The organism is Microbispora sp. H10836 (assembly GCF_012999525.1).
In the GTDB taxonomy this organism is placed as follows: Bacteria; Actinomycetota; Actinomycetes; order Streptosporangiales; family Streptosporangiaceae; genus Microbispora.
In genome coordinates this window covers 378,381-402,867 of record NZ_JABBWU010000005.1, presented here as the reverse complement: position 1 = coordinate 402,867, position 24,487 = coordinate 378,381, and the positions used below count along the sequence as shown (strand labels likewise).

Below are 24,487 nucleotides of genomic sequence, written 5' to 3'. Positions count from 1 at the left end.
CGCAGAAGATCGTCAAGGGTGAGGTGCCCGAGACGCTGAAGGACAAGCAGCTCTACACCCTGGATCTGGGTGCGCTGGTGGCCGGTTCCCGCTACCGCGGTGACTTCGAAGAGCGCCTGAAGAAGGTCGTCAAGGAGATCCGTACCCGGGGCGACATCATCTTGTTCATCGACGAGCTGCACACGCTGGTCGGTGCGGGCGCCGCCGAGGGCGCCATCGACGCCGCGAGCATTCTGAAGCCCCCTCTCGCGAGGGGTGAGCTGCAGACGATCGGCGCCACGACGCTGGACGAGTACCGCAAGCACGTGGAGAAGGACGCGGCGCTTGAGCGGCGGTTCCAGCCGATCCAGGTGGCCGAGCCGTCGCTGTCGCACACGATCGAGATCCTCAAGGGTCTGCGGGACCGGTATGAGGCGCATCACCGGGTGTCGATCACCGACGGGGCGCTGGTCGCGGCCGCGACGCTGGCGGATCGGTACATCAGTGACCGGTTCCTGCCGGACAAGGCGATCGACCTGATCGACGAGGCGGGCTCCCGGATGCGGATCCGCCGGATGACGGCGCCGCCGGAGCTGCGGGAGTACGACGAGAAGATCGCGAATGTGCGGCGGGAGAAGGAGTCCGCGATCGACGCGCAGGACTTCGAGAAGGCCGCGGCGTTGCGTGATCAGGAAAAGCAGCTGCAGCTGAAGCGGGAGCGGCGGGAGAAGGAGTGGAAGGCCGGCGACATGGATGTCGTGGCCGAGGTGACCGAGGAGCTCATCGCCGAGGTCCTGGCCACCGCCACCGGTATCCCGGTGTTCAAGCTGACCGAGGAGGAGTCCCAGCGGCTGCTGCGGATGGAAGACGAGCTGCACAAGCGGATCATCGGTCAGGACGACGCGATCAAGGGGCTGTCGCGGTCGATCCGGCGTACTCGTGCCGGTCTGAAGGACCCGCGCCGTCCGGGCGGGTCGTTCATCTTCGCCGGCCCGTCGGGTGTCGGTAAGACCGAGCTGTCCAAGGCGCTGGCGGAGTTCCTGTTCGGCGACGAAGACGCGCTGATCATGCTGGACATGTCCGAGTTCATGGAGAAGCACACCGTCTCGCGGCTGTTCGGCTCCCCGCCCGGTTACGTCGGGTACGAGGAGGGTGGTCAGCTGACCGAGAAGGTGCGGCGCAAGCCGTTCTCGGTCGTGCTGTTCGACGAGGTCGAGAAGGCGCACGGGGACATCTTCAACTCGCTGCTGCAGATCCTGGAGGACGGTCGGCTGACCGACGCCCAGGGCCGGGTGGTGGACTTCAAGAACACCGTCATCATCATGACGACCAACCTCGGCACCCGGGACATCTCCAAGGGCGTCGCCCTGGGCTTCGCGAAGTCCAACGACGAGGAGAGCACCTACGACCGGATGAAGGCCAAGGTGCAGGAGGAGCTCAAGCAGCACTTCCGGCCCGAGTTCCTCAACCGTGTCGACGACATCGTGGTCTTCCACCAGCTGACGCCCAAGGAGATCATCCAGATCGTGGACCTGATGCTCGCCCAGGTGGCCGAGCGCCTGAAGGACCGCGACATGGGCCTGGAGGTGTCTCCCGCGGCCAAGCAGGTGCTGGCCGACCGCGGGTACGACCCGGTCATGGGCGCCCGGCCGCTGCGCCGGACCATCCAGCGGGAGCTGGAGGACACGCTGTCGGAGAAGATCCTCTACGGCGAGCTGCGGCCCGGCCAGGTCGTCAAGATCGACATCGAGGGCGAAGGCGACGCGGCCAAGTTCACCTTCGCCGGCGAGACCGCGCCCGCCGCCGCCGGCGCGCCCACCTCCGCCGCGTCGAACGGCTGATCTCGGCCGATGGCCGGACAGCAGGCCTTCTGGATCGACGGCCGATCCGACCGCGAACGCGCCCGTGACGGCGTCAGCCACTACTCCGAGCACGTGTGGGAGAACATCGGCGAGTTCGAGGGGGTGTGGGGGGACATCGCCCCGGTCGCGTTCGCGTGCGCGGCCTGGCGGATCGCCACCCCACCCCTGAGCTCGCCGGGGCTGGTCCGCTGGCACCGGCGGATCCTGTCCGCCTCCTGCGTGCGCAACGGCTGGGACGGGTCGCTGACGGCACGCGTCACGCTCGTCTCCCCACTGCCCGCGGCGCTCACGGTCTCGCGCGACTGGTGGCGCGACCGCGGCTGGCGTGGCTGGCCGGAGATCTTCGGCCAGTTCGTCGAACCCGCCGAGCAGGACCTCGCGAAGGTCCCCCATCTGCGTCCCACCCTGCTCGTGGACGCCCCCGTGCCCCTCGAAGACCTGCCCGCGACGCCGGACGGGCCCGCGCGCGACCTGGCCGAGACGGCGCACCGCGCGCTCACGGTCCTCGTCCGGGAACTGAACGACCTGCTCGCCCCGATCGTCACCCACCTGGAACAGGACCTCCGCTGAGGTGTTCCCCGCGCCCGATCGCGGGGCCGCTCGCTCGCGTCGCGGAACCTCTTTCCCACCCCTTGACAGTGGCCCAGAGCGGCCTCAGTCTGTTGCGCATAGTGCTATGTGTTTCGTCTTGCACAACTAATGCACGCTGACTGATTCGAGGGAAAGAGAGACCATGGCGCACGAAGTCCGCGGGGTCGTCGCGAGGGGCAAGGGACAGCCGGTCAGCCTGGAGACCATCGTCGTCCCCGACCCGGGCCCGGGTGAGGCGCTCGTGGCCGTACAGGCCTGCGGGGTGTGTCACACCGACCTGCACTACCGGGAGGGCGGCATCAACGACGACTTCCCGTTCCTCCTCGGGCACGAGGCGGCCGGCGTGGTCGAAGCTGTCGGCGAGGGCGTGACCGACGTCGCCCCCGGCGACTTCGTCATCCTCAACTGGCGCGCGGTCTGCGGCGCGTGCCGGGCCTGTCTGCGCGGACGCCCGCAGTACTGTTTCGCCACCCACAACGCCACCCGGAAGATGACGCTGGCCGACGGCACCCCGCTGTCCCCGGCGCTCGGGATCGGCGCGTTCGCCGACAAGACTCTTGTCGCGGCCGGCCAGTGCACCAAGGTCGACCCGAGCGCTTCCGCGGTCGCGGTGGGCCTGCTCGGTTGCGGAATCATGGCGGGGCTCGGCGCGGCCATCAACACCGGCGGGGTGACCCGCGGGGACTCGGTCGCCGTCATCGGCTGCGGCGGCGTGGGCGACGCGGCCGTCGCGGGTGCGCACCTGGCCGGCGCCACCACGATCATCGCGGTCGACGTGGACGACACCAAGCTCGACTGGGCCCGCCGCTTCGGCGCCACGCACACCGTCAACGCGCGGGACACCGACGCGGTGGAGGCGATCCGCGACCTGACCGGCGGGTTCGGCGCGGACGTCGTGATCGAGGCGGTGGGCCGTCCCGAGACGTACAAGCAGGCCTTCTACGCCCGCGACCTCGCCGGGACGGTCGTGCTGGTCGGCGTGCCGACCCCGGAGATGCGGCTCGAACTGCCGCTGCTCGACGTCTTCGGCCGCGGCGGAGCGCTCAAGTCCTCCTGGTACGGCGACTGCCTGCCCAGCCGGGACTTCCCCATGCTCGTCTCCCTCTACCAGCAGGGACGGCTCGACCTGGACGCGTTCGTCACCGAGACGATCGCGCTCGAGGACGTCGAGGCGGCCTTCGAGAAGATGCACCACGGCGAGGTGCTGCGCTCCGTCGTGGTCCTGTGACCGGCCTCCCCCTGATCATCTCGATCCCCGACGTGCGACGTACGACCTTCAGGAGCGACCAGTGAGCACCACGAGCCTGCCCCCCAGCCTGATGGCCACACTGCCGGGCGAGCACTACACCGATGCCCAGGTCTTCGCGCTGGAGCAGAAGCGCATTTTCGAGTCGATGTGGTTCTGCGCCGTCCGGGCCGCCGACCTGCCCAAGCCCGGGGCGTTCAAGACCGTTCAGGTCGGTTCCGAGAGCATCTTGGTCACGCGGGCGCGGGACAACTCGATCCGCGCGTTCTACAACGTCTGCCGCCACCGCGGCGCCCGGATCTGCACCGAGGAGTCCGGCGAGGTCAAGCGGGCCTTCCAGTGCCCCTACCACGCCTGGACGTACGACCTGGAGGGCAAGCTCATCGCGGCCCCCAACCTCACGAAGATGCCCGACCTCGACCGGGTCGAGTACGGCCTGGTCAACGTGGCGGTGCGGGAGTGGCTGGGCTACGTGTGGGTCTGCCTGGCCGACGAGCCGCCGTCGTTCGAGGACACCGTGCTCGGCGAGGTGCGCACGCGCCTCGGCGACGTGGCGTCCCTCGACAACTACGGCGTGGAGAACCTGGCGCTCGGCCGCCGGATCGTGTACGACGTGAAGGCGAACTGGAAGCTCATCGTCGAGAACTTCATGGAGTGTTACCACTGCGCGACCATCCATCCCGAGCTGACCGAGGTGCTGCCGGAGTTCGCCGACGGCTACGCGGCGCAGTACTACGTGGGCCACGGTGCGCTGTTCGGCGAGGACGTCCAGGGGTTCACGGTCGACGGCTCCGAGGGGCTCGACCGCATCCCGACAATCAGCGAGGATCAGGATCGGCGCTACTACGCCATCACGATCAAGCCGCAGGTGTTCGTCAACATGGTGCCCGACCACGTGATCATCCACCGGATGTTCCCGCTCGCGGTGGACCGCACGGTGGTGGAGTGCGATTGGCTGTACCTGCCGGAGGTCGTGGCCGAGGGCAAGGACATCAGCCGGTCGGTGGAGCTGTTCCACCGGGTCAACGAGCAGGACTTCGAGGCCTGCGAGCGCACCCAGCCCTCGATGAGCTCCCGCACGTACGCCAAGGGCGGGGTGCTGGTGCCGAGCGAGCACCACATCGGCCTGTTCCATGATTGGGTGCGTGGCAAGCTCGGCGAGTGAGGTCGCCGGGCTCAGTGAGGTTGGAGGAGATGCGGGGTGACGCGTAAGGCGCCTCGGGAGGACGTCGGAGACGAAGGCCTGGAGGTCGGCTCGCCGAAGACCTGGGCGGGCGGGGTCCCGGCGGTCGGTCACGCGCTCGGCACGGCGTACCGGCAGATGGGCGCGGGGCGGACGATGCTGACCCTGCTGCGGGTCAACCAGAAGTCCGGCTTCGACTGCCCGGGGTGCGCCTGGCCGGAGGGCGACGGCCACCGCAGCCCCGCCGAGTTTTGCGAGAACGGCGCGAAGGCGGTGGCCGAGGAGGCGACGGTCCGCCGGGTCACCCGCGACTTCTTCGCCGAGCACCCGGTGGACGAGCTGGCCCGGCGCAGCGACTACTGGCTGGGCCAGCAGGGCCGGCTCACCGAGCCGATGTACAAGCCGGCCGGCTCGGACCACTACGAGCCGATCTCGTGGGAGGACGCCTTCGGCGTCGTCGCGCGCGAACTGCGCGCGCTCGACCACCCCGATCAGGCCCTCTTCTACACCTCCGGCCGCACATCCAACGAGGCCGCCTTCGCCTACCAGCTTCTCGTCCGCCGGTTCGGCACCAACAACCTGCCCGACTGCTCCAACATGTGCCACGAGTCGAGCGGCTCGGCGCTGACCGAGACGCTCGGCATCGGCAAGGGGACGGTGCTGCTGGAGGACCTGCACCGGGCCGACCTGATCTTGGTGGTCGGCCAGAACCCCGGCACCAACCATCCGCGCATGCTCACCGCGCTGGAGCGGGCGAAGCGGGGCGGCGCGCGGATCGTGGCGGTCAACCCGCTGCCGGAGGCCGGGCTGCTGCGGTTCCGGAACCCCCAGCGGCCCTCCGGCCTCGCCGGGACCGGGACGGCGCTGTCCGACCGGTTCCTGCAGATCCGTCTCGGCGGCGACCTGGCGCTGTTCCAGGCGCTGTCGCTGCTCCTGCTGGAGGCCGAGGACGCCGCGCCGGGCACCGTGGTGGACCGCGAGTTCGTCGAGGCGCACACGCACGGCTTCGACGCCTGGGACGAGCACGTGCGCGGGCTCGATTGGGCCGAGGTGCTCGAGGCGACCGGGCTGACCCGCGCCGAGATCGAGGAGACGGCCCGCGACGTGCTGGCCGCCCGCTCGGTCGTGGTCTGCTGGGCGATGGGCCTCACCCAGCACCGCAAGTCGGTCCCGACGATCCGGGAGATCGTCAACTTCCTGCTGCTGCGCGGCAACGTCGGGCGTCCCGGCGCGGGCGTGTGTCCGGTACGCGGGCACTCCAACGTGCAGGGTGACCGGACGATGGGCATCTACGAGAAGCCCAAACGGGAGTTCCTCGACGCGCTGGAGAAGGAGTTCGGCTTCCCGCCGCCGCGCGAGCACGGCCACGACACCGTGGAGGCCATCCGCGCCATGCGCGACGGCGACGCCGAGGTGTTCTTCGCCATGGGCGGCAACTTCGTCTCGGCGACGCCGGACACCGCCGCCACGGAGGCGGCCCTGCGCCGCTGCCGGCTGACCGTGCAGGTGTCGACCAAGCTGAACCGGTCACATGCCGTGTGCGGCGAGCAGGCCCTCATCCTGCCCACGCTCGGCCGTACCGAGCGGGACGTCCAGGCCGGTGGCGAGCAGTTCGTCACGGTCGAGGACTCGATGGGCATGGTGCACGCCTCGCGCGGCCGGCTGCGCCCGGCGTCGGACGCGCTGCTGTCGGAGGTGGCGATCGTGTGCCGGCTGGCCCGCGAACTGCTCGGCGACGACCCGCACGTGCCGTGGGCCGAGTTCGAGGCGGGGTACGACGCGATCAGGGAGCGCATCGAGCGGGTGGTGCCCGGGTTCGACGACTTCAACGCGCGGGTGCGCAGGCCGGGCGGCTTCGCGCTGCCGAACGCCCCGCGCGACGAGCGCCGCTTCCCCACGGCCACCGGGAAGGCGAACTTCACGGTGAACACGCTGGAGGTGCTGCGGGTGCCGCGGGGCCGCCTCGTGCTGCAGACCATCCGCAGCCACGACCAGTACAACACGACGATCTACGGCCTGGACGACCGCTACCGCGGCATCAAGAACGGGCGGCGGGTGCTCTTCGTCCACCCCGACGACCTGGCCGAGCGCGGTCTCGCGGACGGCGACATGCTGGACATCGTCAGCGAGTGGCCGGACGGCGAGCGCGTGGCCGAGGGGTTCCGCGCGGTCGCCTATCCGACGGCGCGGGGCTGCTGCGCGGCGTACTTCCCGGAGACGAACGTGCTGGTGCCTCTGGACTCGGTGGCGGAGACGTCGAACACGCCCACGTCCAAGAGCGTCGTCGTACGGCTGCGCCGTGCCGCGGAAGGGGCGGCGGAGGAGACGGTCAGCCACCGAGGCGGTGACTGATCTCCTCGGCTCCCTTGACCAGGACGGGCGCCAGCTCGCGCATGCGCTTCTCACTGAACCGGTAGGCGGGCCCGGACGCGCTGATCGCCGCCACGACCTCTCCGCGGAAGGAGCGGACGGGAGCGGCGAGCGCGTTCAGGCCCACCTCCAGCTCCTCCAGGGACAGGGCGTAGCCGTGCTCGCGCACCTCCGCCAGCTCCCGTTCCAGGTTCTCCACCGAGGTCACCGTGTTCGGTGTGTGGCGCCGCAGGCCGGCCGCGCGCAGCAGGTCCGCGCGGCGCTGCCGCTCCACGTACGCCAGCAGGACCTTGCCGCTCGACGTCGCGTGCAGGGGCGTGAGCTGGCCCACCCAGTTGTGGGCGGTGACGGCGGAGGGGCCGCGCACCTGGTCGAGGTTGACCGCGTAGTGCGAGCGCAGGACGGCGATGTTCACCGTCTCGCCGATCTCCTCGGCCAGTCGCTGGCATACGGGCCGGCTCTGCTGGGTGACGTCCATCCGCATGGAGACGCTGCCGGCGAGACGGACGAGCCCGAAGCCGAGGCGGTACTTGCCGCGGTCCTCGGTCTGCTCGACGAGGCCGCGTGCCTCCAGGGCGCCGAGCAGGCGGAACGCGGTCGACTTGTGGACCTCGATCTCGGCCGCGATCTCGGTGACTCCCGCCTCCCCACGGCGGGCGAGGATCTCCATGATGCTGATCGCGCGATCGACGGACTGCACGCCGCCGCCGTTGGCGGCGGAGGCGTCGTTGCTCATGGCGAGACTGTAGCGCTTCACGCAACGCTGAGCCGGGGCGTAGTGAGATTCCCAGGGAGATCTTCTGGTTGGTCCCGCGAGCGCCGGCGCCGTTTACCGCACGTGAGGTGGCCGGCGGGCCGGCAATTGTCGGATGGGTCCGGCAGGATCGCTGCCATGGTTTCCTATCAGCTGGTCATCGACTGTGCGGCACCGGAGCGGATGGCCCGGTTCTGGGCGGGCGCGCTGCGGTACACGGCGGAGCCGCCGCCGGGTGGATTCGACACATGGCGGGATTACTGGCGCACTGTCGGAGTGCCGGAGGACGAGCTGGGCGAGGGGGACGGCAGCGACAGCATCGTCGATCCCGAGGGGTACGGGCCGAGGATCTGGTTTCAGCAGGTGCCTGAGGGCAAGGTGGTCAAGAACCGGCTCCACCTGGATGTGAAGGTGGGCGGCAAGCGGGAGGACGTACCACTGGAGACCCGGAAAGCGCGGGTGGACGCCGAGGTGGAGCGGCTTGTCCAGGCGGGGGCGTCCGTTGTGCGGGTGCTGTCGCAGCCCGGGATCGATCACTATGCGGTAGCGATGGTGGATCCCGAGGGAAACGAGTTCGATGTGGTCTAGCGCCGTACGACGGTCGCGTCGGGGCGCTGGAGGGCCGGTGTGAGCGACAAGCCGTCTCCGGGTTGCGCGGAAACGCTCGGCCGGGAAATCCCGGCCGAGCGTCCCGAACGGACGCGGTCCCGGTACACCGGGCGCAGCGCTCCGGCCTTTCGGTGCAGGGGAGCGGGTCAGTTCTTGGGCGCCAGGCAGAGCACGTAGCCCGCCTTGCCCCTCTCACCTTCCCAGAAGGACTGGTCCGCCTTCGGGTAGGCCGAGCAGATCTTCCCTTCCTTGTCCGCGTCCCACTCCTGCTCCGTCTTGTCCTCGACGCGGCCTTCGACAGTGAGCGCCGCGGCCGCGTCGGTGCACGAGACGACCTTGAGCTCGTCGGCCGTGGCGCCGGACATGCAGTCGCCGGCCTTGGCGATCTCGGGAGCTCCGCTCAGCTGCTTGTACGCGAAGCCGCCACCGGCGAGAACGGCGGCGCCGACGGCATAGGCGACGATGCGCTTGCCGAAGACCTTGCCCGCGCCTGCGGCCTTCTGGCCGATTGTCGGGGGCTCCTGGGGGGTTTCCGTCATTATCTGATCCTGTAAAGGGACGACATATGGGGGTACGAACTTACAGTGATCATGCGCCGCCCTTCACGGGAATTGTCATTTTGGGGCCGCATCGAGGTCCGGTGACTCACCGGTCAGACGGAAAGCGAAAACGCCCCGGCAATGCCATGCCGGGGCCAGTGGAAGAGATCTAGCGGAAGACGACGGTGCGGTCGCCGTTGAGGAGCACGCGGCTCTCGCTGTGCCAGCGCACGGCCCTGGCCAGCACCTGCGCCTCCACGTCGCGGCCCACGGTGACGAGCTCGCCGGGGTCGAGCGAGTGGTCCACACGCGCCACGTCCTGTTCGATGATCGGTCCCTCGTCGAGGTCGGCGGTGACGTAGTGCGCGGTGGCGCCGATGAGCTTCACGCCGCGCTCGTGGGCCTGGTGGTACGGCTTGGCGCCCTTGAATCCCGGCAGGAACGAGTGGTGGATGTTGATCGCGCGGCCCTCGAGCCGCTTGCACATGTCGTCGCTGAGGATCTGCATGTAGCGGGCGAGCACGACCAGGTCGGTGCCGAGATCCTCGGCCAGATCGAGGATGCGCTGCTCGGCCTCGGGCTTGGTGTCGGGGGTGACGGGCACGTGGTGGAACGGCACGCCGTAGAACTCGGCCAGTGGTTCGAGGTCCCGGTGGTTGGAGACGATGGCGGGGATCTCGACGTTCAGCGCGCCGACCCGCTGCCGGTAGAGCAGGTCGTTCACGCAGTGGCCGAACCTCGACACGAGCACGAGCGTCCTCGTCGGCGTCACGGCGTCCTTGATCTGCCAGTGCATCTGGAAGGAGTCGCCGACGTAGGAGAAGCCGCGGCGCAGTTCCTCGATGTCGCCGCGGCCCTCGGGCACCCCGAAGTGGACCCGCATGAAGAAATGGCCGTTCGTACGGTCGTTGAACTCCTGGCTCTGCAGGATGTCGCCCGCGTGCTGGACGAGGAAGCCGCTCACCGCGTAGACGATCCCCGGCCGGTCCACGCAGGAGAACGTGAGGACGAACTCGCGACCCGGGCGAGCGGACATGGAGCCTCCTGAGTGCGCGATACGCAACATGGTGACGTATACGCAACAGAGTGACCCGATGTCGGGGACAGGTCAAGAGCCTTGTGCGTAATCTGCGTAGAGTTGTGCCATGAGCAACGGGCCGGGTGACGGTTCGGCGGTGCAGTCCGTCGACCGCGCACTCACCATCCTGAAGTTGCTCGCCCGGAACGGCGAGCTCGGCGTCAGCGAGATGGCGGCCGTCCTCGGCGTGCACAGGTCCACCGCGTTCCGCCTGGTGGCGACGCTGGAGAGCCACGATCTGGTCGAGCAGGACAGCGACCGCGGCAGGTATCGGCTGGGCGTGGGCCTGGTGAGGCTCGCCGGGGCGACCAGTGCCCGGCTCGACCTGGTGCGCGAGAGCCGCGCCGTCACGCCTGCGCTCGCCCGGACGGTGGGGGAGACCGTGAACGTGGCCGTCCTCTCCGGCCGGGAGGCCCTGTACGTCGACCAGGTCGCCGGGCCGTCGGCGCTGCAACTGCACAACTGGGTGGGCCAGCGCATCCCGCTGCACGCGACGTCCAACGGCAAGGTGCTGCTCGCGCACGCGCCGGCCGCGTTGTGCGACGAGGTGGTCGCGGCGGGGCTGCCCGGCCTCGCCGCCCGCACCGTCACCGATCCCGGGCTGCTGCGCGCGGAGCTGGCCGAGGTGCGCCGCCGGGGGTACGCGACGGCGGTGGACGAACTGGAGGACGGCCTGAGCGCGGTCGCCGCGCCCGTCCTGGGCGCGGACGGCTCCGTCGTCGCCTCGCTCAGCGCGTCCGGCCCGACCTTCCGGATGCCCGAAAAAGCAATCCCCGCCGTAGCGGAGCAGGTCATGGCGGCGGCTGGCGAGGTATCTGGCCGAATGGGCTGGTTTGGGGCGGCAGTGTAAAAAAGGCGCACAAGCCTTGACTGTCCGCGAGTGTCGGGTCGATTCTGTTCCTCGATAAGCAAACAAGTGCGTAATACGCAACTACTGCGCGCTTGCTTTGTCGTGGCGACCGGAAGGCACTGCCTGTGGCGGACCTCTGCATCGGTGGCGCCTGCATCGACGCTGTCGCAGGCGGACGTCAAGGAGTGTGAGGTGTCATGACCGTATCCTCTGTGGCCGATCAGGAGAGTCCGGCGAGCGCGCCGGACGGCGACAGGCCCACGGTCCTCGACGTACGCGGCCTGTGGAAGGTCTTCGGGCAGCGCGCCGACCGGGTCGTCGGCACGCCGCTGGCCACGCTCGGCCGTGCGGAGCTGAAACGGACGACCGGGTGCGTGGCCGCGGTGCGGGACGTCTCCTTCTCGGTGTGCCGCGGTGAGGTCTTCGTCGTCATGGGCCTGTCCGGCTCGGGCAAGTCCACGCTCGTACGCTGCCTGAACCGTCTGGTCGAGCCGACGGCGGGCGAGGTTCTGCTCGACGGTGAGGACGTGCTCGGCTACGCCGGTAAACGCCTGCGCGAGCTGCGCCGCCACCGCTTCGGCATGGTGTTCCAGCACTTCGGCCTGCTGCCGCACCGGCGGGTCCTGGACAACGTGGCCTTCGGCCTGGAGATCAGGGGCGTGAAGAAGGCCGACCGCCTGGCCCGGGCCCAGGAGGTGCTCGAACTGGTGGGCCTCGCCGGGTTCGAGGGCTCCTACCCCGACCAGCTCTCCGGTGGCATGCAGCAGCGGGTCGGCCTGGCCCGCGCCCTCGCCGTGGACCCCGAGGTGCTGTTCTTCGACGAGCCGTTCTCGGCGCTCGACCCGCTGATCCGGCGCGAGATGCAGAACGAGGTCATCCGCCTGCACCACGAGGTGGGCAAGACGATGATCTTCATCACCCACGACCTCGGTGAGGCGCTCAAGCTGGGCGACCGCATCCTCATCATGCGCGACGGCGAACTCGTGCAGACGGGCACCCCGGACGAGGTGGTCGGCGCCCCGGCCGACGACTACGTGCGGGACTTCGTCAGCGACGTCCCCCGGTCCGACGTCCTCACGCTGCGCTGGATCATGCGCGACGCCGCCCCGGACGACCCTCTCGACGGGCCGGAGCTGAGCCCGGACACCGTCATCCGCGACGCGGCGCGCACGGTCCTGTCCGCCAAGCGACCGGTGAAGGTGGTGCGCGACGGCGACCTGCTCGGCGTGGTCACCCCGGCGGAGGTCCTGGAAGTCATCGCCGGCGCGGGCGGGCAGAGCTGATGGTGGCCCTCAGCGCGCCGGTGACGCGCCGGTTCCCCTCCCGCACGTACGTCACGGGCGCGGTCGTCGTCGCCTGGATCGCGCTGTGGGTGGTGCTGAACGGCCGCGACACCCTCCCGCTGGGCGGCGCGCAGCTCACGCCCCTGCACAACCGGCTCGGCGAGGCCGCCGACGCGATCGACGCGAACCGCGACAGCAATCCGCTGTTCCTCTACTTCGTCAACTACATCCGGCTCTTCCTCGACGCCGCGGTGACGTTCGTCCAGGCACTGATCAGCCAGCCGTCCTTCGGCCGCCCCGTGCCGCTCGTCGGCTGGCTCGGGGTGACCGGCGTCGCCACCGCGATCGCCCACCTCTACGGCAACCGCAAGGTCGCCGTGCTGACGGCGGCCGGGTTCGCGTCGTTCGGCCTGCTCGGGCTGTGGGAGGAGAGCATGGACACGCTCGCCCTCACCCTGACGGCCGTCGCGCTGTCGCTCGCGGCCGGCATCCCGCTCGGGATCTGGGCCGGGCTCAGCGACCGCTTCAACCGGATCGTCACGCCGGTGCTGGACTTCATGCAGACCATGCCGACGTTCGTCTACCTGGCCCCGCTCACGCTCTTCTTCCTGATCGGGCCGGCCAGCGCCACCGTCGCGACGATGATCTACGCGGTCCCGCCCGCGATCCGGCTCACCGCCCACGGCATCAGGCAGACCCCGCCGGCCACGCTGGAGGCCGCCGACTCCCTCGGCGCCACGGGCGGCCAGTCGCTGCGCAAGGTGCGGCTGCCGCTGGCCAAGCGGACGATCGTGGTCGGGATCAACCAGACCATCATGGCCGCCCTGTCCATGGCGACGATCGCCGCGCTGATCGACGCGCCCGGCCTCGGCAAGACCGTTCTCAAGGCGCTGCAGACGCTCGACGTGGGCACCGCGTTCAACGCCGGGCTGGCCATCGTGATCATGGCGATCGTGCTCGACCGGGTGACCTCGGCCGCCGGCCGCCGGGTGGAGACCGTCCACCGCGCCGGGCGTTCAGACAGGTCGCGGCTGCGGCGGGTGGAGACCGCGGTGACCGCGGCCGTGGCCGTCGTGCTCGTCTACCTCTCCTACACCTACGTCTGGGCCGCGGAGTTCCCCGGCGGGGCGGACCTCGGCTCGTACGTGCGGCGCGGCGCGGACGCCGCCAGCACGTGGGCGCAGGACACGCTGGTGACCTACACGAACGGGCTGAAGAACGTCGTCACCTACGCCCTTCTCAACCCGTTCGAGGCGTTGCTCGGCCGGTCGCCCTGGTGGCTGGTCGCCGTGGTGGCGGTGGCCCTCGCGCTGCTGCTCGCGGGCGTGCGCGCGGCGATCACCGCCGCGGTGGGCTGCGCGCTGCTCGTCGCGCTCGGCCTGTGGCACGACAGCATGGTCACGCTGGCCACCACACTGGTCGCGACCCTCCTCGTGATGGTCCTCGGAGTGATCCTCGGGGTGTGGATGGGGCGCAGCGACCGGGCCGACCGCGTGCTGCGGCCGGTGCTCGACGCCGGCCAGACCATGCCGGCGTTCGTCTACCTCGTGCCGATCCTCGGACTGTTCGGCGCCACCCGGTTCACCGCCATCATCGCGGCCGTCGTGTTCGCCGCGCCGGTGTCGGTGAAGCTGGTCGCCGAGGGCATCCGCGGGGTGCCGCACACCGCGGTGGAGGCGGCGACGGCCGGCGGCGCGAGCACGTGGCAGCTCATCTCCAAGGTGCAGTTGCCCATGGCCCGCGCCGGGATCACGCTCGCGGCCAGCCAGGGTCTCATCTACGTGCTGTCGATGGTCGTCGTCGGCGGCCTCGTCGGCGCCGGCGCGCTGGGATACGACGTCGTCGCCGGTTTCTCCCAGCACCAGTTGCGCGGCAAGGGCCTGGCCGCGGGGCTCGCGATCGTCGTACTCGGAATCATGCTCGACCGGATCATGCGGGCCGCCGCCGCGCGGGCCGGGAGCTCTCCGGCTTCCCGCTGAACCTGTAACACCCCCACAGGAGGACCAACGTGGCAGTGACAAGGAACTATGGGCCGCGCGCGCTCGCGCTCGTGGCCGGCGCAGGCCTCCTGCTCTCCGGTTGCGGAGGTGCGAAGGTCGGGGAGACGCAGGCGGCCTCCGACGGCAAGGGCGGCTGCGGCACCGTCAACCTGGCGATCAACCCGTGGGTCGGCTACGAGGCCAACGCCGCCGTGATCGCGTACGTGGCGGAGAAGGAACTGGGGTGCACGGTCGTCAAGAAGGACCTCAAGGAGGAGGTCGCCTGGCAGGGCTTCGGCACCGGCGAGGTGGACGCCGTCGTGGAGAACTGGGGTCACGACGACCTGAAGAAGAAGTACATCGACGAGCAGAAGACCGCCGTGTCCGCGGGCGTCACCGGCAACAAGGGCGTCATCGGCTGGTTCGTGCCGCCGTGGATGGCGGAGAAGTACCCCGACATCACCGACTGGAAGAACCTCAACAAGTACGCCGACCTGTTCAAGACGTCCGAGTCGGGCGGCAAGGGCCAGATGCTCGACGGCGACCCGTCCTTCGTCACCAACGACGAGGCGCTGGTCAAGAACCTCGACCTGAACTACAAGGTGGTCTACGCCGGCAGTGAGGCGGCTCTGATCACGGCCTTCCGCCAGGCGGAGAAGCAGAAGACGCCGCTGCTCGGCTATTTCTACGACCCGCAGTGGTTCATGTCCGAGGTCAAGCTGGTCAAGGTCGACCTGCCCGAGTACACCGAGGGTTGCGACGCGGACGCCGAGAAGGTGGCCTGCGACTACCCCGTCTACGACCTCGACAAGATCGTGAGCAAGAAGTTCGCCGACTCCGGCAGCCCGGCCTACCCGCTCGTCAAGAACTTCACCTGGACGAACGACGACCAGAACCTCGTGGCCAAGTACATCTCCGAGGACAAGATGTCCGCCGAGGACGCGGCCGCCAAGTGGGTCAAGGACAACCCCGACAAGGTGAAGGCCTGGCTGCCCCAGGGCTGATTCCGGCTTCACCCCCGCGGCCGCTCCTCTCCGGGGACCCTCCCCGCCCCGGGGGAGGGCGCCGTCACCGGAGGTCCCGGCCAGGTCCGGAACCGCACTCCGTGCCCGGTGCCGATCTTCCCCCTGGATCGGCACCGGGCACGGTTTTGTCCTGTTTTTGACGCTTGACACCCGCACTATGAGGCGTCAGGCTTGTTGCGTTAAGCGCATAACGTTGCGAATTATGCAACATCGGAGGTGGGTATGACGGGCCCGCGCGTCGTCATCATCGGAGCAGGCGTCGTCGGTGCGGCGCTCGCCGACGAACTGTCACTCCGAGGCTGGACGGACGTCACGGTGGTCGACCAGGGCCCGGTGCCCGCGACCGGAGGCTCCTCCTCGCACGCGCCGGGACTGGTCTTCCAGATCAACGGCTCGAAGACCATGACCCAGATGGCGCGCTACACCGTCGAGAAGTTCTGCTCGCTCGACCTCGACGGCGAGCCCTGCTTCCTCCAGGTCGGCGGCCTGGAGGTCGCGACCAGCCCGGAGCGGCTCGCCGAACTGCACCGCAGGCACGGCTGGGCCACGTCCTGGGGCGTCGAGTCGCGCCTGCTCACCTCCGCCGAATGCGCCGGGCTCTTCCCCCTGCTCGACCCCGGCGTCGTGCTCGGCGGCCTGCACATCCCCACCGACGGCGTCGCCAAGGCCGTACGCGCGGTCGAGGCGCAGCTCAGGCGGGCCCAGTCCCGTGGTGTACGCGTGCTGGAGCGGCACGAGGTGCTCGACGTCCGCACCGAGGACGGCCGGGTGGCCGGCGTGGTGACCGACCAGGGCGAGATCGCCGCCGACGTCGTGGTCTGCTGCGCCGGCATCTGGGGGCCGAAGGTCGCCGGAATGGTCGGAATGCCGCTGCCGCTGACCCCGCTCGCGCACCAGCTCGCCTGGACCGGCCAGGTGCCCGACCTGGCGGGACGCGAGGAGGAGGCGACGCTGCCGATCCTGCGGCACCAGGACGCCGACCTCTACTACCGCCAGCGGTTCGACGGCGTCGGCATCGGCTACTACGGGCACCGCCCGATGCCGGTCAAGCCCGAGGACCTGCTGTCGGTGGACGAGGCCGAGGTCATGCCGTCGGTGCTCACGTTCACGCCGGAGGACTTCGAGGACGCCTGGAGCGAGACGCAGCGGCTGCTGCCCGGCACCCGGGCCGCGAAGATCGACGAGGGCATCAACGGACTCTTCTCCTTCACCCAGGACCACATGCCCCTCATGGGCGAGTCCCCGGACGTGAAGGGCTTCTGGGTCGCCGAGGCGGTCTGGGTGACCCACTCCGCCGGCGTCGGCAAGGCGATGGCCGAGTGGCTGGTCGACGGCCACTGCTCGTCCTTCGACCTGCACGAGTGCGACGTCAACCGGTTCGAGCCGCACCAGCTCGCCCCCGACTACGTGCTGGCCCGCGACTGCCAGAACTTCGTCGAGGTCTACGACATCATCCACCCGCTCCAGCCGATGGAGGAGCCGCGGCCGCTGCGCCTCAGCCCCTTCCACACCCGCCAGCGCGAGCTGGACGCGTTCTTCCTGGAGGCCGTCGGCTACGAGCGGCCGCAGTGGTACGGCGCCAACGCCCGCCTGCTTGAGGGCCGCGACATCCCCACGCCCGGCGACTGGGCGGCGCGCTACTGGTCGCCGATCGTCGGCGCGGAGGCCCGGGCGTCCCGCGAGTCCGTCGCGCTGTACGACATGACCGCGCTGAAGCGGCTGGAGGTCGCGGGGCCCGGCGCCCTGGCCTTCCTGCAGCGGCTGACGACCGGCCAGATGGACAAGTCGGTCGGCTCGGTGACCTACTGCCTGCTGCTCGACACCGACGGCGGCATCCGCAGCGACGTGACCGTCGCCCGGCTGGGCCGCGACGTGTTCCAGGTCGGCGCCAACGGCAACCTCGACCTCGACTGGTTCCACCGCCACCTGCCCGCGGACGGCTCGGTGATGGTCCGCGACATCACGGCCGGCACCTGCTGCCTCGGCGTCTGGGGGCCCCGCGCCCGCGACCTCGTCCAGCCGCTGACCGACGCCGACTTCTCCAACCAGGGCTTCCGCTACTTCCGGGCGAAGAAGGCGTACATCGGCACGGTGCCGGTCACCGCGCTGCGGCTGTCGTACATCGGCGAGCTGGGCTGGGAGCTCTACACCACCGCCGACCTGGGCGCCAAGCTGTGGGACACGCTCTGGGAGGCGGGGCAGCAGTACGGCGTCATCGCCGGCGGGCGCGGCGCCTTCGCGAGCCTGCGGCTGGAGAAGGGCTACCGGTCCTTCGGCGCCGACATGACCTTCGAGCACGACCCGTACGAGGCGGGGCTCGGCTTCGCGGTGAAGCTCGACAAGGGCGACTTCATCGGCCGCGAGGCCCTGGAGCGGCGCAAGGAGAACGTGCGCCGCCGTCTCGCCTGCCTGACCATCGACGACCCCGCCCAGGTGGTCATGGGCAAGGAGCCGGTGTACGACGGCGAGAGCGCCGTCGGCTACGTCACCAGCGCGGCCTTCGGCTACACGATCGGCAAGGGCATCGCCTACGCCTGGCTGCCCGCCGAGCTGGCCACGCCGGGACGCACGCTGGAGATCGGCTACTTCGACCGGCGGGTGACCGCCGTGGTCGCCGAGGAGCCCCTGTTCGACCCCGCCATGGAACGGCTGCGCAGCTAGTGAGGACTGAAGTGAACGATTCGGTGATGGACGCGCCGCTCGCCGAGACCGACCCGGAGGTGGCGGCGGCGATCGGCGAGGAGACCCGCCGCCAGCGGTCCACCCTGGAGATGATCGCCTCGGAGAACTTCGCGCCGGTCTCGGTGATGCAGGCGCAGGGCTCGGTGCTCACCAACAAGTACGCCGAGGGCTACCCGGGCAGGCGCTACTACGGCGGCTGCGAGCACGTCGACGTGATCGAGCGACTGGCGATCGACCGGGTGAAGGCGCTGTTCGGCGCCGAGGCCGCCAACGTGCAGCCCCACTCGGGGGCGCAGGCCAACGCGGCGGCCATGTCCGCGCTGCTGGAGCCGGGCGACACGATCCTCGGCCTCGACCTCGCGCACGGCGGCCACCTCACCCACGGCATGCGGATCAACTTCTCCGGACGGCTCTACAACGTCGTGGCCTACCACGTGCGCGAGAGCGACAGCCTCGTGGACATGGACGAGGTCGAGCGGCTCGCCCGCGAGCACCGGCCCAAGCTGATCATCGCGGGCTGGTCGGCCTACCCCCGTCACCTCGACTTCGCCGCGTTCCGGCGGATCGCCGACGAGGTCGGGGCGTACCTGATGGTGGACATGGCGCACTTCGCCGGGCTGGTCGCGGCGGGGCTGCACCCATCGCCGGTCCCGCACGCGCACGTCGTCACCACGACCACGCACAAGACGCTCGGCGGGCCCAGGGGCGGGGTCATCCTGTCCACCGAGGACCTGGCCAAGAAGATCAACTCGTCGGTGTTCCCGGGTCAGCAGGGCGGCCCGCTGGAGCACGTCATCGCGGCCAAGGCCGTCGCGTTCAAGATCGCGGCGGGGGAGTGGTTCCGCGACCGGCAGCGCCGCACGCTGGAGGGCGCCCGGGTCCTCGCCGAGCGGCTGCTCGCCCCCGACGCCGCCGAGGCGGGCGTACGCGTGCTGTCCGGCGGGACGGACGTCCACCTGGTGCTGGCCGACCTGCGCGAGTCCGAACTGGACGGCAGGCAGGCCGAGGACCGGCTCCACGAGGCCGGGATCACGGTCAACCGCAACGCGGTGCCGTTCGACCCCCGGCCCCCGATGGTCACCTCGGGGCTGCGGATCGGCACCCCGGCCCTGGCCACCCGGGGCTTCGCCCGCCCCGAGTTCGAGGAGGTCTCCGACGTGATCGCGCGGGTGCTCCAGCCCGAAGCGGACCTGGCCGCGCTGCGTGCCCGGGTCGAGGCGCTCGCCGCCAAGCACCCCCTCTACCCGGGTGTCGGGGAGGCCCGATGAGCCCCCGCGCTCGCACCACCCGACCACCGGGCGCCGACCTGCCGGACCACCCCGACCGGCTGTGGAGCCCGGCCGAGCCGAAGCGCGCGTACGACGTGGTCATCGTCGGCGGCGGCGGCCACGGCCTGGCCACGGCCTACTACCTGGCCAAGAACCACGGCATCACCGACGTCGCGGTGCTGGAGCGCGGCTGGCTCGCCGGCGGCAACATGGCCCGCAACACCACGATCATCCGGTCCAACTACCTGTGGGACGAGAGCGCGGGCATCTACGAGCACGCGCTGAAGCTGTGGGAGGGGCTGGAGGAGGACCTCGGCTACCCGCTGCTGTTCAGCCAGCGCGGTGTGCTCAACCTCGCCCACAGCCTGCAGGACGTGCGCGACAGCGTGCGCCGGGTCAACGCCAACCGGCTCAACGGCGTGGACGCCGAGTGGCTGACGCCGGAGCAGGTCAAGGAGGTCTGCCCCATCGTCGACATCTCCCCGGACGTGCGCTACCCCGTGCTCGGCGGCACCTACCAGCCGCGGGCCGGCATCGCCAAGCACGACTACGTCGCCTGGGGCTTCGCGAAGGCCGCGGCCGACCTCGGGGTCGACATGATCGAGCACTGCGAGGTGACCGGCCTCGACGTGCGCGACGGCCGGGTGACCGGCGTCCAGACCACGCGCGGCCCCATCGCGACCGGGAAGGTCGCGCTCGCCGCCGCCGGGCACTCCTCGGTCGTCGCCGGATACGCGGGGGTGTCGCTGCCGCTGCAGAGCCACCCGCTGCAGGCGCTGGTGTCGGAGCTGCTGGAGCCGGTGCACCCCACCGTCGTCATGTCGAACGCGGTCCACGTCTACGTGAGCCAGGCGCACAAGGGCGAGCTGGTCATGGGAGCGGGCATCGACGCGGCGAACTCCTACCGACAGCGGGGCGCGTTCCACATCATCGAGCGGCAGATGTCGGCCGCGCTGGAGCTGTTCCCGGTCTTCGCGCGGGCGCACGTGCTGCGGACCTGGGGCGGCGTGGTGGACGTGACCCCCGACGCCTCGCCGATCGTCGGACTCACCCCCGTCGAGGACCTGTACGTCAACTGCGGCTGGGGAACCGGCGGGTTCAAGGCCACCCCGGGCGTCGGCTGGTGCTACGCCCACACGGTCGCCACCGGCGAGCCGCACCCGCTCAACGCCCCCTTCTCCCTCGAGCGGTTCACCACAGGAAAGCTCGTCGACGAGCACGGCGCCGCCGCCGTCGCGCATTAACACGGAGTCGAAATGCTGCTGATTCCCTGCCCGTGGTGCGGGCCGCGGGACGAGGCCGAGTTCCACTACGGGGGGCAGGCCCACGTCGCCTATCCGGAGGACCCGGCCGCCCTGTCCGACGAGGAGTGGGCCCGCTACCTGTTCTTCCGCGACAACCCCAAGGGCCTGTTCGCGGAGCGGTGGAGCCACACCGCCGGGTGCCGCCGCTGGTTCAACGCCGTACGGGACACCGCCACCAACGAGATCCACGCCGTCTACCGCGTGGGCGAGCCGCGGCCGGTGATCGCATGAGTGGACAGCCGTACCGTCGTGAGGGGGCGGCTGGGCGGGTCCTGCGCTTCCGGTTCGACGGCCGGGAGTACGAGGGACTGGAGGGCGACACGCTGGCCTCGGCGCTGCTGGCCAACGGCGTGCGCGCGGTGGCGAGCAGCATCAGGCTCGGCCGCCCGCGCGGCGTGTACGCCGCGGGCTGCGAGGAGCCGAACGCGCTCGTCCAGATCGAGGAGCCCTTCCCCGAGCCCATGCTCCAGGCGACGACCGTCGAGCTGTACGACGGCCTGGTCGCCACGGGCCTGCCGGGACAGGGCAGGCTGGCCGACCGCCCCGACCCGGCGCGCTACGACGCCGTGCACGCCCACTGCGACGTGCTCGTCGTGGGGGCGGGACCGGCGGGCATCGCCGCCGCGGGCGTGGCCGCGCGGGCCGGCGCCCGGGTGATCCTGGCCGACGAGCGGCCCGAGCCGGGCGGCAGCCTGCTCGGCACGGCCGAGACGCTGGACGGCAGGCCGGGCCGCGAGTGGGCGGCCGGGGAGGTCGCCGCGCTGGCCGCCCTGCCGGAGGCGCGCGTGCTGCGCCGCACCACGGTGCTCGGTCACTACGACGACAACTACGTCATAGCGGTGGAACGCCGGACGAACCACCTGGGCGCCGCGGCCCCCGCCGAGATGGCGCGCGAGCGCGTCTGGCGCATCCGGGCGAAGCGGGTGGTGCTGGCGACCGGCGGCCACGAGCGGTTCGTCGCCTTCGCCGGGAACGACCTGCCCGGCGTGATGCTGGCCGGCGCGGCCCGCACCTACGCGAACCGGCACCGGGTCCTGCCCGGGCGCCGGGCGGTGGTGTTCACCACCAACGACAGCGCCTACGCCGCGGCGCTCGACCTCGCCGACGCCGGGGTGGAGATCGCCGCGATCGCCGACGTACGGCAGGCCCCCGGCGAGGCGTGGGCGGCGCGCTGCGCCGAGCGCGGCATCGAGGTCCTGACCGGTCACGTGGTCACCGCCGCCAGGGGCGAGGGCGAGGTGTCCTCGGTCGAGACCGCTCCGCGCTCGAAAACACAGGGCGCCGGCGGCGAGACCCGGGAGATCCCCGCCGACCTGCTGCTCGTGTCCGGCGGCTGGTCGCCGGTGGTGCACCTGTTCAGCCAGTCGGGCGGCACGCTGCGGTACGACGAGGGGCTGGGCGCGTTCACGCCCGGCGAGGCGCGCCAGGCGGTCGAGGCCGCCGGCTTCGCCCGGGGCGTGACGACGCTGCGCGGCTGCCTGGAGGACGGCGCCGAGGCGGGCCGCCGCGCGCTGTCGGCCGCCGGCCTCGCCGTGCCGTCCGAGATCACTGCGCCGTCCGAGATCGCCGTGCCGGCCGTCGGCGAGGAGCCTCCCGCCGCGCCCGCCGAGCACCTGTGGCTCGTGGAGAGCGGCGACTACGGAACGCACTTCGTGGACCTGCAGCGGGACGTCACGGTGGGGGAGGTGCTGCGCGCGGTCGGCGCGGGCCTCAGCTCGGTCGAGCACGTCAAGCGCTACACCACGGCGGGCACGGGGCACGACCAGGGCAAGACGTCCGGGCTGCTGACCAGCGGCGTGGTGGCGCACGCGCTCGGCGTCGAGGTCGCCGAGCTCGGGACCACGACGTTCCGCGCGCCGTACACGCCGGTCTCGTTCGCCGCGCTGGCGGGCCGGGACCGGGGGCCGCTGCACGACCCGGTCCGCGTCACGGCGATGCACGAGTGGCACGTCGCGCGCGGGGCGCTGTTCGAGAACGTCGGCCAGTGGAAGCGGCCCTGGTACTACCCGCGGCCGGGTGAGGACATGGAGGCCGCCGTGCTGCGCGAGTGCCGGGCGGCGCGTGAGGACGTCGCGGCGATGGACGCCTCCACGCTCGGGAAGATCGACGTGGTCGGACCCGACGCGGCCGTGTTCCTCGACCGGCTCTACACGAACATGATGAGCACGCTCAAGGCCGGGTCCATCCGCTACGGCGTGATGTGCCGCGCCGACGGCATGGTCTTCGACGACGGCACCGTCATCCGCCTGGCGGACGACCGCTTCCTCGTCACCACGACCACAGGCAACGCGGCGGCGGTGCTCGACTGGATGGAGGAGTGGCTGCAGACCGAGTGGCCGGACCTGCGGGTGCACTGCACCTCGGTCACCGAGCAGTGGGCGACCGTGGCGCTCGTCGGGCCGCGCTCCCGTGAGGCGCTGGCGCGGCTCGCCCCGGGTCTCGCGGTGGACAACGACAGCTTCCCGTTCATGACGTGGCGGGACGCCGAGGTCGCCGGGATCGAGGCACGGGTCTGCCGGATCAGCTTCTCCGGCGAACTGGCCTACGAGATCAACGTGTCCTCCTGGTCGGGGCTCGCCCTGTGGGAGGCCGTCATGGCGTCCGGCGAGGTCACGCCGTACGGGACCGAGACCATGCACGTCCTGCGCGCCGAGAAGGGGTTCCCCATCGTCGGCCAGGACACCGACGGCACGGTCACCCCGCAGGACCTCGGCATGGAGTGGATCGTCTCGAAGAAGAAGGCCGACTTCGTCGGCAAGCGGTCCTTCGCCCGGGCGGACACCTCCAGGCCCGACCGCAAGCACCTGGTCGGCCTGCTGCCCGAGGACCCCGGCGTGCTGCTGCCCGAGGGCGCCCACCTCGTGGCGACGTCGTCGCTGCCCGAGCCTCCGGCGCCGACGCTGGGCTTCGTCACCTCCAGCTACCGCAGCGCCGCGCTCGGCCGTACGTTCGCGCTCGCGCTGGTGAGCGGCGGGCGCGAGCGGGCCGGCGAGCGGCTGTACGCGCCGGTGGGGGCGGACCTGGTGCCCGTCACCGTGACCTCCCACGTCCTGTACGACCCGGAAGGAGCGCGCCGCGATGGCTGAACGCAGGAGTCCGGCCGCGGCGTTCGCGGCCAGGTTCGAGGCGGCGAGCGCGGGCGGCGGCCCGCGCCTGGCCGAGATCCCCTTCCTGACCCAGATCGACCTCCGGGTGGACCCCAAGAGCCCCGCGGCCGAGCGGATCGGGACGGCGATCGGCGTGCCACTGCCGTTGGAGCCGGGCACGGCCGTGCGCGGCGGCGACCTGACCGTGCTGTGGCTGGGGCCGGACGAGTGGCTGCTGCTGGGCCCGGACGGCGCCGCCCCGGGGCTGGTGGAGCGGCTCACCGAGGCGGCGGCCGGCGAGCCCGTGTCGGTCGTCGACGTGTCGGCGCAGCGCACCACCCTGGTGGTCGCCGGGGAGCGGGCGCGGGACGTGCTGGCCCACGGCTGCGCGCTGGACCTGCATCCCCGGGTGTTCGGCCCGGGCCGGTGCGCCCAGACCACGCTGGCCAGGGCGGGCGTCGTCCTGGTCGCCGGTGAGGACGGCTTCCGGGTGCTGGTCCGCTCGTCCTTCGCCGCGTACGTCGCGGAGTGGCTGCTCGACGCGTCCGTCGAGTACGTGGCCGAAGGATGACAGACGGTGGGCATCGGGCCGTCGAGGTTCGAACATCGCCGGGCCGATTCCCACCGTGACCAGGGGCGCCAAGACGCTATGGGAAGCCAGCACGGACATGAAGGACAGGCCAGCAAGGAAATAACCTGGGAGGATCCGCGGACGGGCCAGAGAAGGAGCTCTTTCCATCGTGAAGGCACCGGTCAGGACGGGTCTGAGGAAAGCGGTGGCGGATGAGAGGAGGCTCCC

Annotated in this window: 19 protein-coding genes; 16 read left to right on the top strand and 3 right to left on the bottom strand. The window is 70.9% G+C overall.

Translation table 11 applies throughout. The features are described from left to right. From HHX30_RS13255 to HHX30_RS13235, 5 genes are all read left to right on the top strand, one after another. On the top strand, window positions 1-1,820 hold a 1,820-nt coding region (locus HHX30_RS13255; protein WP_169982188.1), incomplete at its 5' end, for an ATP-dependent Clp protease ATP-binding subunit. Between the two features lie 9 nt (window positions 1,821-1,829). After that, on the top strand, window positions 1,830-2,411 hold the full coding sequence (locus HHX30_RS13250) for a hypothetical protein (RefSeq protein ID WP_169982187.1): 582 nt from the start codon (window positions 1,830-1,832) through the stop codon (window positions 2,409-2,411). Window positions 2,412-2,574: 163 nt separating this feature from the next. Beyond that, window positions 2,575-3,660 (top strand): S-(hydroxymethyl)mycothiol dehydrogenase, encoded by a 1,086-nt coding sequence (locus HHX30_RS13245; RefSeq protein WP_169982186.1) that lies wholly within the window; start codon window positions 2,575-2,577, stop codon window positions 3,658-3,660. A 91-nt stretch (window positions 3,661-3,751) separates the two neighbouring features. Beyond that, window positions 3,752-4,843 (top strand): aromatic ring-hydroxylating dioxygenase subunit alpha, encoded by a 1,092-nt coding sequence (locus HHX30_RS13240; RefSeq protein ID WP_211591976.1) that lies wholly within the window; start codon window positions 3,752-3,754, stop codon window positions 4,841-4,843. Between the two features lie 36 nt (window positions 4,844-4,879). After that, window positions 4,880-7,213 (top strand): FdhF/YdeP family oxidoreductase, encoded by a 2,334-nt coding sequence (locus tag HHX30_RS13235; protein ID WP_169982184.1) that lies wholly within the window; start codon window positions 4,880-4,882, stop codon window positions 7,211-7,213. On the opposite strand, the gene HHX30_RS13230 is transcribed toward HHX30_RS13235, so the two are convergent. Next, window positions 7,191-7,967, bottom strand: a complete 777-nt coding sequence (locus tag HHX30_RS13230; protein WP_211591925.1) for an IclR family transcriptional regulator — start codon at window positions 7,965-7,967, stop codon at window positions 7,191-7,193. The genes HHX30_RS13235 and HHX30_RS13230 overlap by 23 nt on opposite strands. 156 nt (window positions 7,968-8,123) lie before the next feature. Here HHX30_RS13230 and HHX30_RS13225 point away from each other — a divergent pair, with 156 nt between their 5' ends. Next, on the top strand, window positions 8,124-8,573 hold the full coding sequence (locus HHX30_RS13225; protein WP_169982183.1) for a VOC family protein: 450 nt from the start codon (window positions 8,124-8,126) through the stop codon (window positions 8,571-8,573). Window positions 8,574-8,740: 167 nt separating this feature from the next. On the opposite strand, the gene HHX30_RS13220 is transcribed toward HHX30_RS13225, so the two are convergent. After that, the gene (locus HHX30_RS13220) at window positions 8,741-9,133 is read right to left on the bottom strand and encodes a hypothetical protein (protein WP_169982182.1); all 393 of its coding nucleotides are present in this window, start codon (window positions 9,131-9,133) and stop codon (window positions 8,741-8,743) included. Window positions 9,134-9,302: 169 nt separating this feature from the next. Beyond that, window positions 9,303-10,169: a formyltetrahydrofolate deformylase gene (gene purU / locus HHX30_RS13215; RefSeq protein ID WP_169982181.1), complete on the bottom strand. Its 867-nt coding sequence runs from the start codon at window positions 10,167-10,169 to the stop codon at window positions 9,303-9,305. 109 nt (window positions 10,170-10,278) lie between these two features. On the opposite strand from purU, the gene HHX30_RS13210 reads away from it, so the two are divergent. From HHX30_RS13210 to HHX30_RS13170, 10 genes are all read left to right on the top strand, one after another. Continuing rightward, on the top strand, window positions 10,279-11,061 hold the full coding sequence (locus tag HHX30_RS13210; protein WP_169982180.1) for an IclR family transcriptional regulator: 783 nt from the start codon (window positions 10,279-10,281) through the stop codon (window positions 11,059-11,061). A 197-nt stretch (window positions 11,062-11,258) separates the two neighbouring features. Further along, window positions 11,259-12,344, top strand: coding sequence for a glycine betaine/L-proline ABC transporter ATP-binding protein (locus tag HHX30_RS13205; protein ID WP_169982179.1), 1,086 nt, complete (start codon window positions 11,259-11,261; stop codon window positions 12,342-12,344). Next, the gene (locus HHX30_RS13200) at window positions 12,344-14,323 is read left to right on the top strand and encodes a proline/glycine betaine ABC transporter permease (protein ID WP_169982178.1); all 1,980 of its coding nucleotides are present in this window, start codon (window positions 12,344-12,346) and stop codon (window positions 14,321-14,323) included. Before HHX30_RS13205 ends, HHX30_RS13200 begins: the two co-directional genes overlap by 1 nt. 29 nt (window positions 14,324-14,352) lie before the next feature. Next, window positions 14,353-15,327, top strand: a complete 975-nt coding sequence (locus HHX30_RS13195) for an ABC transporter substrate-binding protein (RefSeq protein WP_169982177.1) — start codon at window positions 14,353-14,355, stop codon at window positions 15,325-15,327. Between the two features lie 243 nt (window positions 15,328-15,570). Continuing rightward, entirely contained in the window at window positions 15,571-18,009 is a 2,439-nt protein-coding gene (locus HHX30_RS13190) for an FAD-dependent oxidoreductase (RefSeq protein WP_169982176.1), read from the top strand. Between the two features lie 26 nt (window positions 18,010-18,035). Then, the gene (gene glyA, locus HHX30_RS13185) at window positions 18,036-19,298 is read left to right on the top strand and encodes a serine hydroxymethyltransferase (protein WP_169982229.1); all 1,263 of its coding nucleotides are present in this window, start codon (window positions 18,036-18,038) and stop codon (window positions 19,296-19,298) included. Further along, window positions 19,295-20,542 carry a sarcosine oxidase subunit beta family protein gene (locus HHX30_RS13180; protein WP_169982175.1) on the top strand — a complete coding sequence of 416 codons (1,248 nt, stop codon included), beginning with the start codon at window positions 19,295-19,297 and terminating at the stop codon, window positions 20,540-20,542. The genes glyA and HHX30_RS13180 overlap by 4 nt, the downstream gene beginning before the upstream one ends. A 12-nt stretch (window positions 20,543-20,554) precedes the next feature. Continuing rightward, complete coding sequence (locus tag HHX30_RS40605; protein ID WP_182909220.1) at window positions 20,555-20,833, top strand: sarcosine oxidase subunit delta; 279 nt, start codon at window positions 20,555-20,557, stop codon at window positions 20,831-20,833. Then, window positions 20,830-23,688: a 2Fe-2S iron-sulfur cluster-binding protein gene (locus HHX30_RS13175; RefSeq protein ID WP_211591924.1), complete on the top strand. Its 2,859-nt coding sequence runs from the start codon at window positions 20,830-20,832 to the stop codon at window positions 23,686-23,688. Before HHX30_RS40605 ends, HHX30_RS13175 begins: the two co-directional genes overlap by 4 nt. Further along, window positions 23,681-24,259: a sarcosine oxidase subunit gamma gene (locus HHX30_RS13170; protein ID WP_169982174.1), complete on the top strand. Its 579-nt coding sequence runs from the start codon at window positions 23,681-23,683 to the stop codon at window positions 24,257-24,259. Before HHX30_RS13175 ends, HHX30_RS13170 begins: the two co-directional genes overlap by 8 nt. The last annotated feature ends 228 nt before the right edge of the window (window positions 24,260-24,487 follow it).

Excerpts from the sequence above, each read along its gene's own strand:
- HHX30_RS13250 (WP_169982187.1), top strand. The coding sequence starts at position 1,830 with ATGGCCGGACAGCAGGCCTTCTGGATCGACGGCCGATCCGACCGCGAA.
- HHX30_RS13245 (WP_169982186.1), top strand. The coding sequence starts at position 2,575 with ATGGCGCACGAAGTCCGCGGGGTCGTCGCGAGGGGCAAGGGACAGCCG.
- HHX30_RS13240 (WP_211591976.1), top strand. The coding sequence starts at position 3,752 with ATGGCCACACTGCCGGGCGAGCACTACACCGATGCCCAGGTCTTCGCG.
- HHX30_RS13230 (WP_211591925.1), bottom strand. The coding sequence starts at position 7,967 with ATGAGCAACGACGCCTCCGCCGCCAACGGCGGCGGCGTGCAGTCCGTC.
- HHX30_RS13225 (WP_169982183.1), top strand. The coding sequence starts at position 8,124 with ATGGTTTCCTATCAGCTGGTCATCGACTGTGCGGCACCGGAGCGGATG.
- HHX30_RS13220 (WP_169982182.1), bottom strand. The coding sequence starts at position 9,133 with ATGACGGAAACCCCCCAGGAGCCCCCGACAATCGGCCAGAAGGCCGCA.
- purU (WP_169982181.1), bottom strand. The coding sequence starts at position 10,169 with ATGTCCGCTCGCCCGGGTCGCGAGTTCGTCCTCACGTTCTCCTGCGTG.
- HHX30_RS13210 (WP_169982180.1), top strand. The coding sequence starts at position 10,279 with ATGAGCAACGGGCCGGGTGACGGTTCGGCGGTGCAGTCCGTCGACCGC.
- HHX30_RS13205 (WP_169982179.1), top strand. The coding sequence starts at position 11,259 with ATGACCGTATCCTCTGTGGCCGATCAGGAGAGTCCGGCGAGCGCGCCG.
- HHX30_RS13200 (WP_169982178.1), top strand. The coding sequence starts at position 12,344 with ATGGTGGCCCTCAGCGCGCCGGTGACGCGCCGGTTCCCCTCCCGCACG.
- HHX30_RS13190 (WP_169982176.1), top strand. The coding sequence starts at position 15,571 with ATGACGGGCCCGCGCGTCGTCATCATCGGAGCAGGCGTCGTCGGTGCG.
- glyA (WP_169982229.1), top strand. The coding sequence starts at position 18,036 with ATGGACGCGCCGCTCGCCGAGACCGACCCGGAGGTGGCGGCGGCGATC.
- HHX30_RS13180 (WP_169982175.1), top strand. The coding sequence starts at position 19,295 with ATGAGCCCCCGCGCTCGCACCACCCGACCACCGGGCGCCGACCTGCCG.
- HHX30_RS40605 (WP_182909220.1), top strand. The coding sequence starts at position 20,555 with ATGCTGCTGATTCCCTGCCCGTGGTGCGGGCCGCGGGACGAGGCCGAG.
- HHX30_RS13175 (WP_211591924.1), top strand. The coding sequence starts at position 20,830 with ATGAGTGGACAGCCGTACCGTCGTGAGGGGGCGGCTGGGCGGGTCCTG.
- HHX30_RS13170 (WP_169982174.1), top strand. The coding sequence starts at position 23,681 with ATGGCTGAACGCAGGAGTCCGGCCGCGGCGTTCGCGGCCAGGTTCGAG.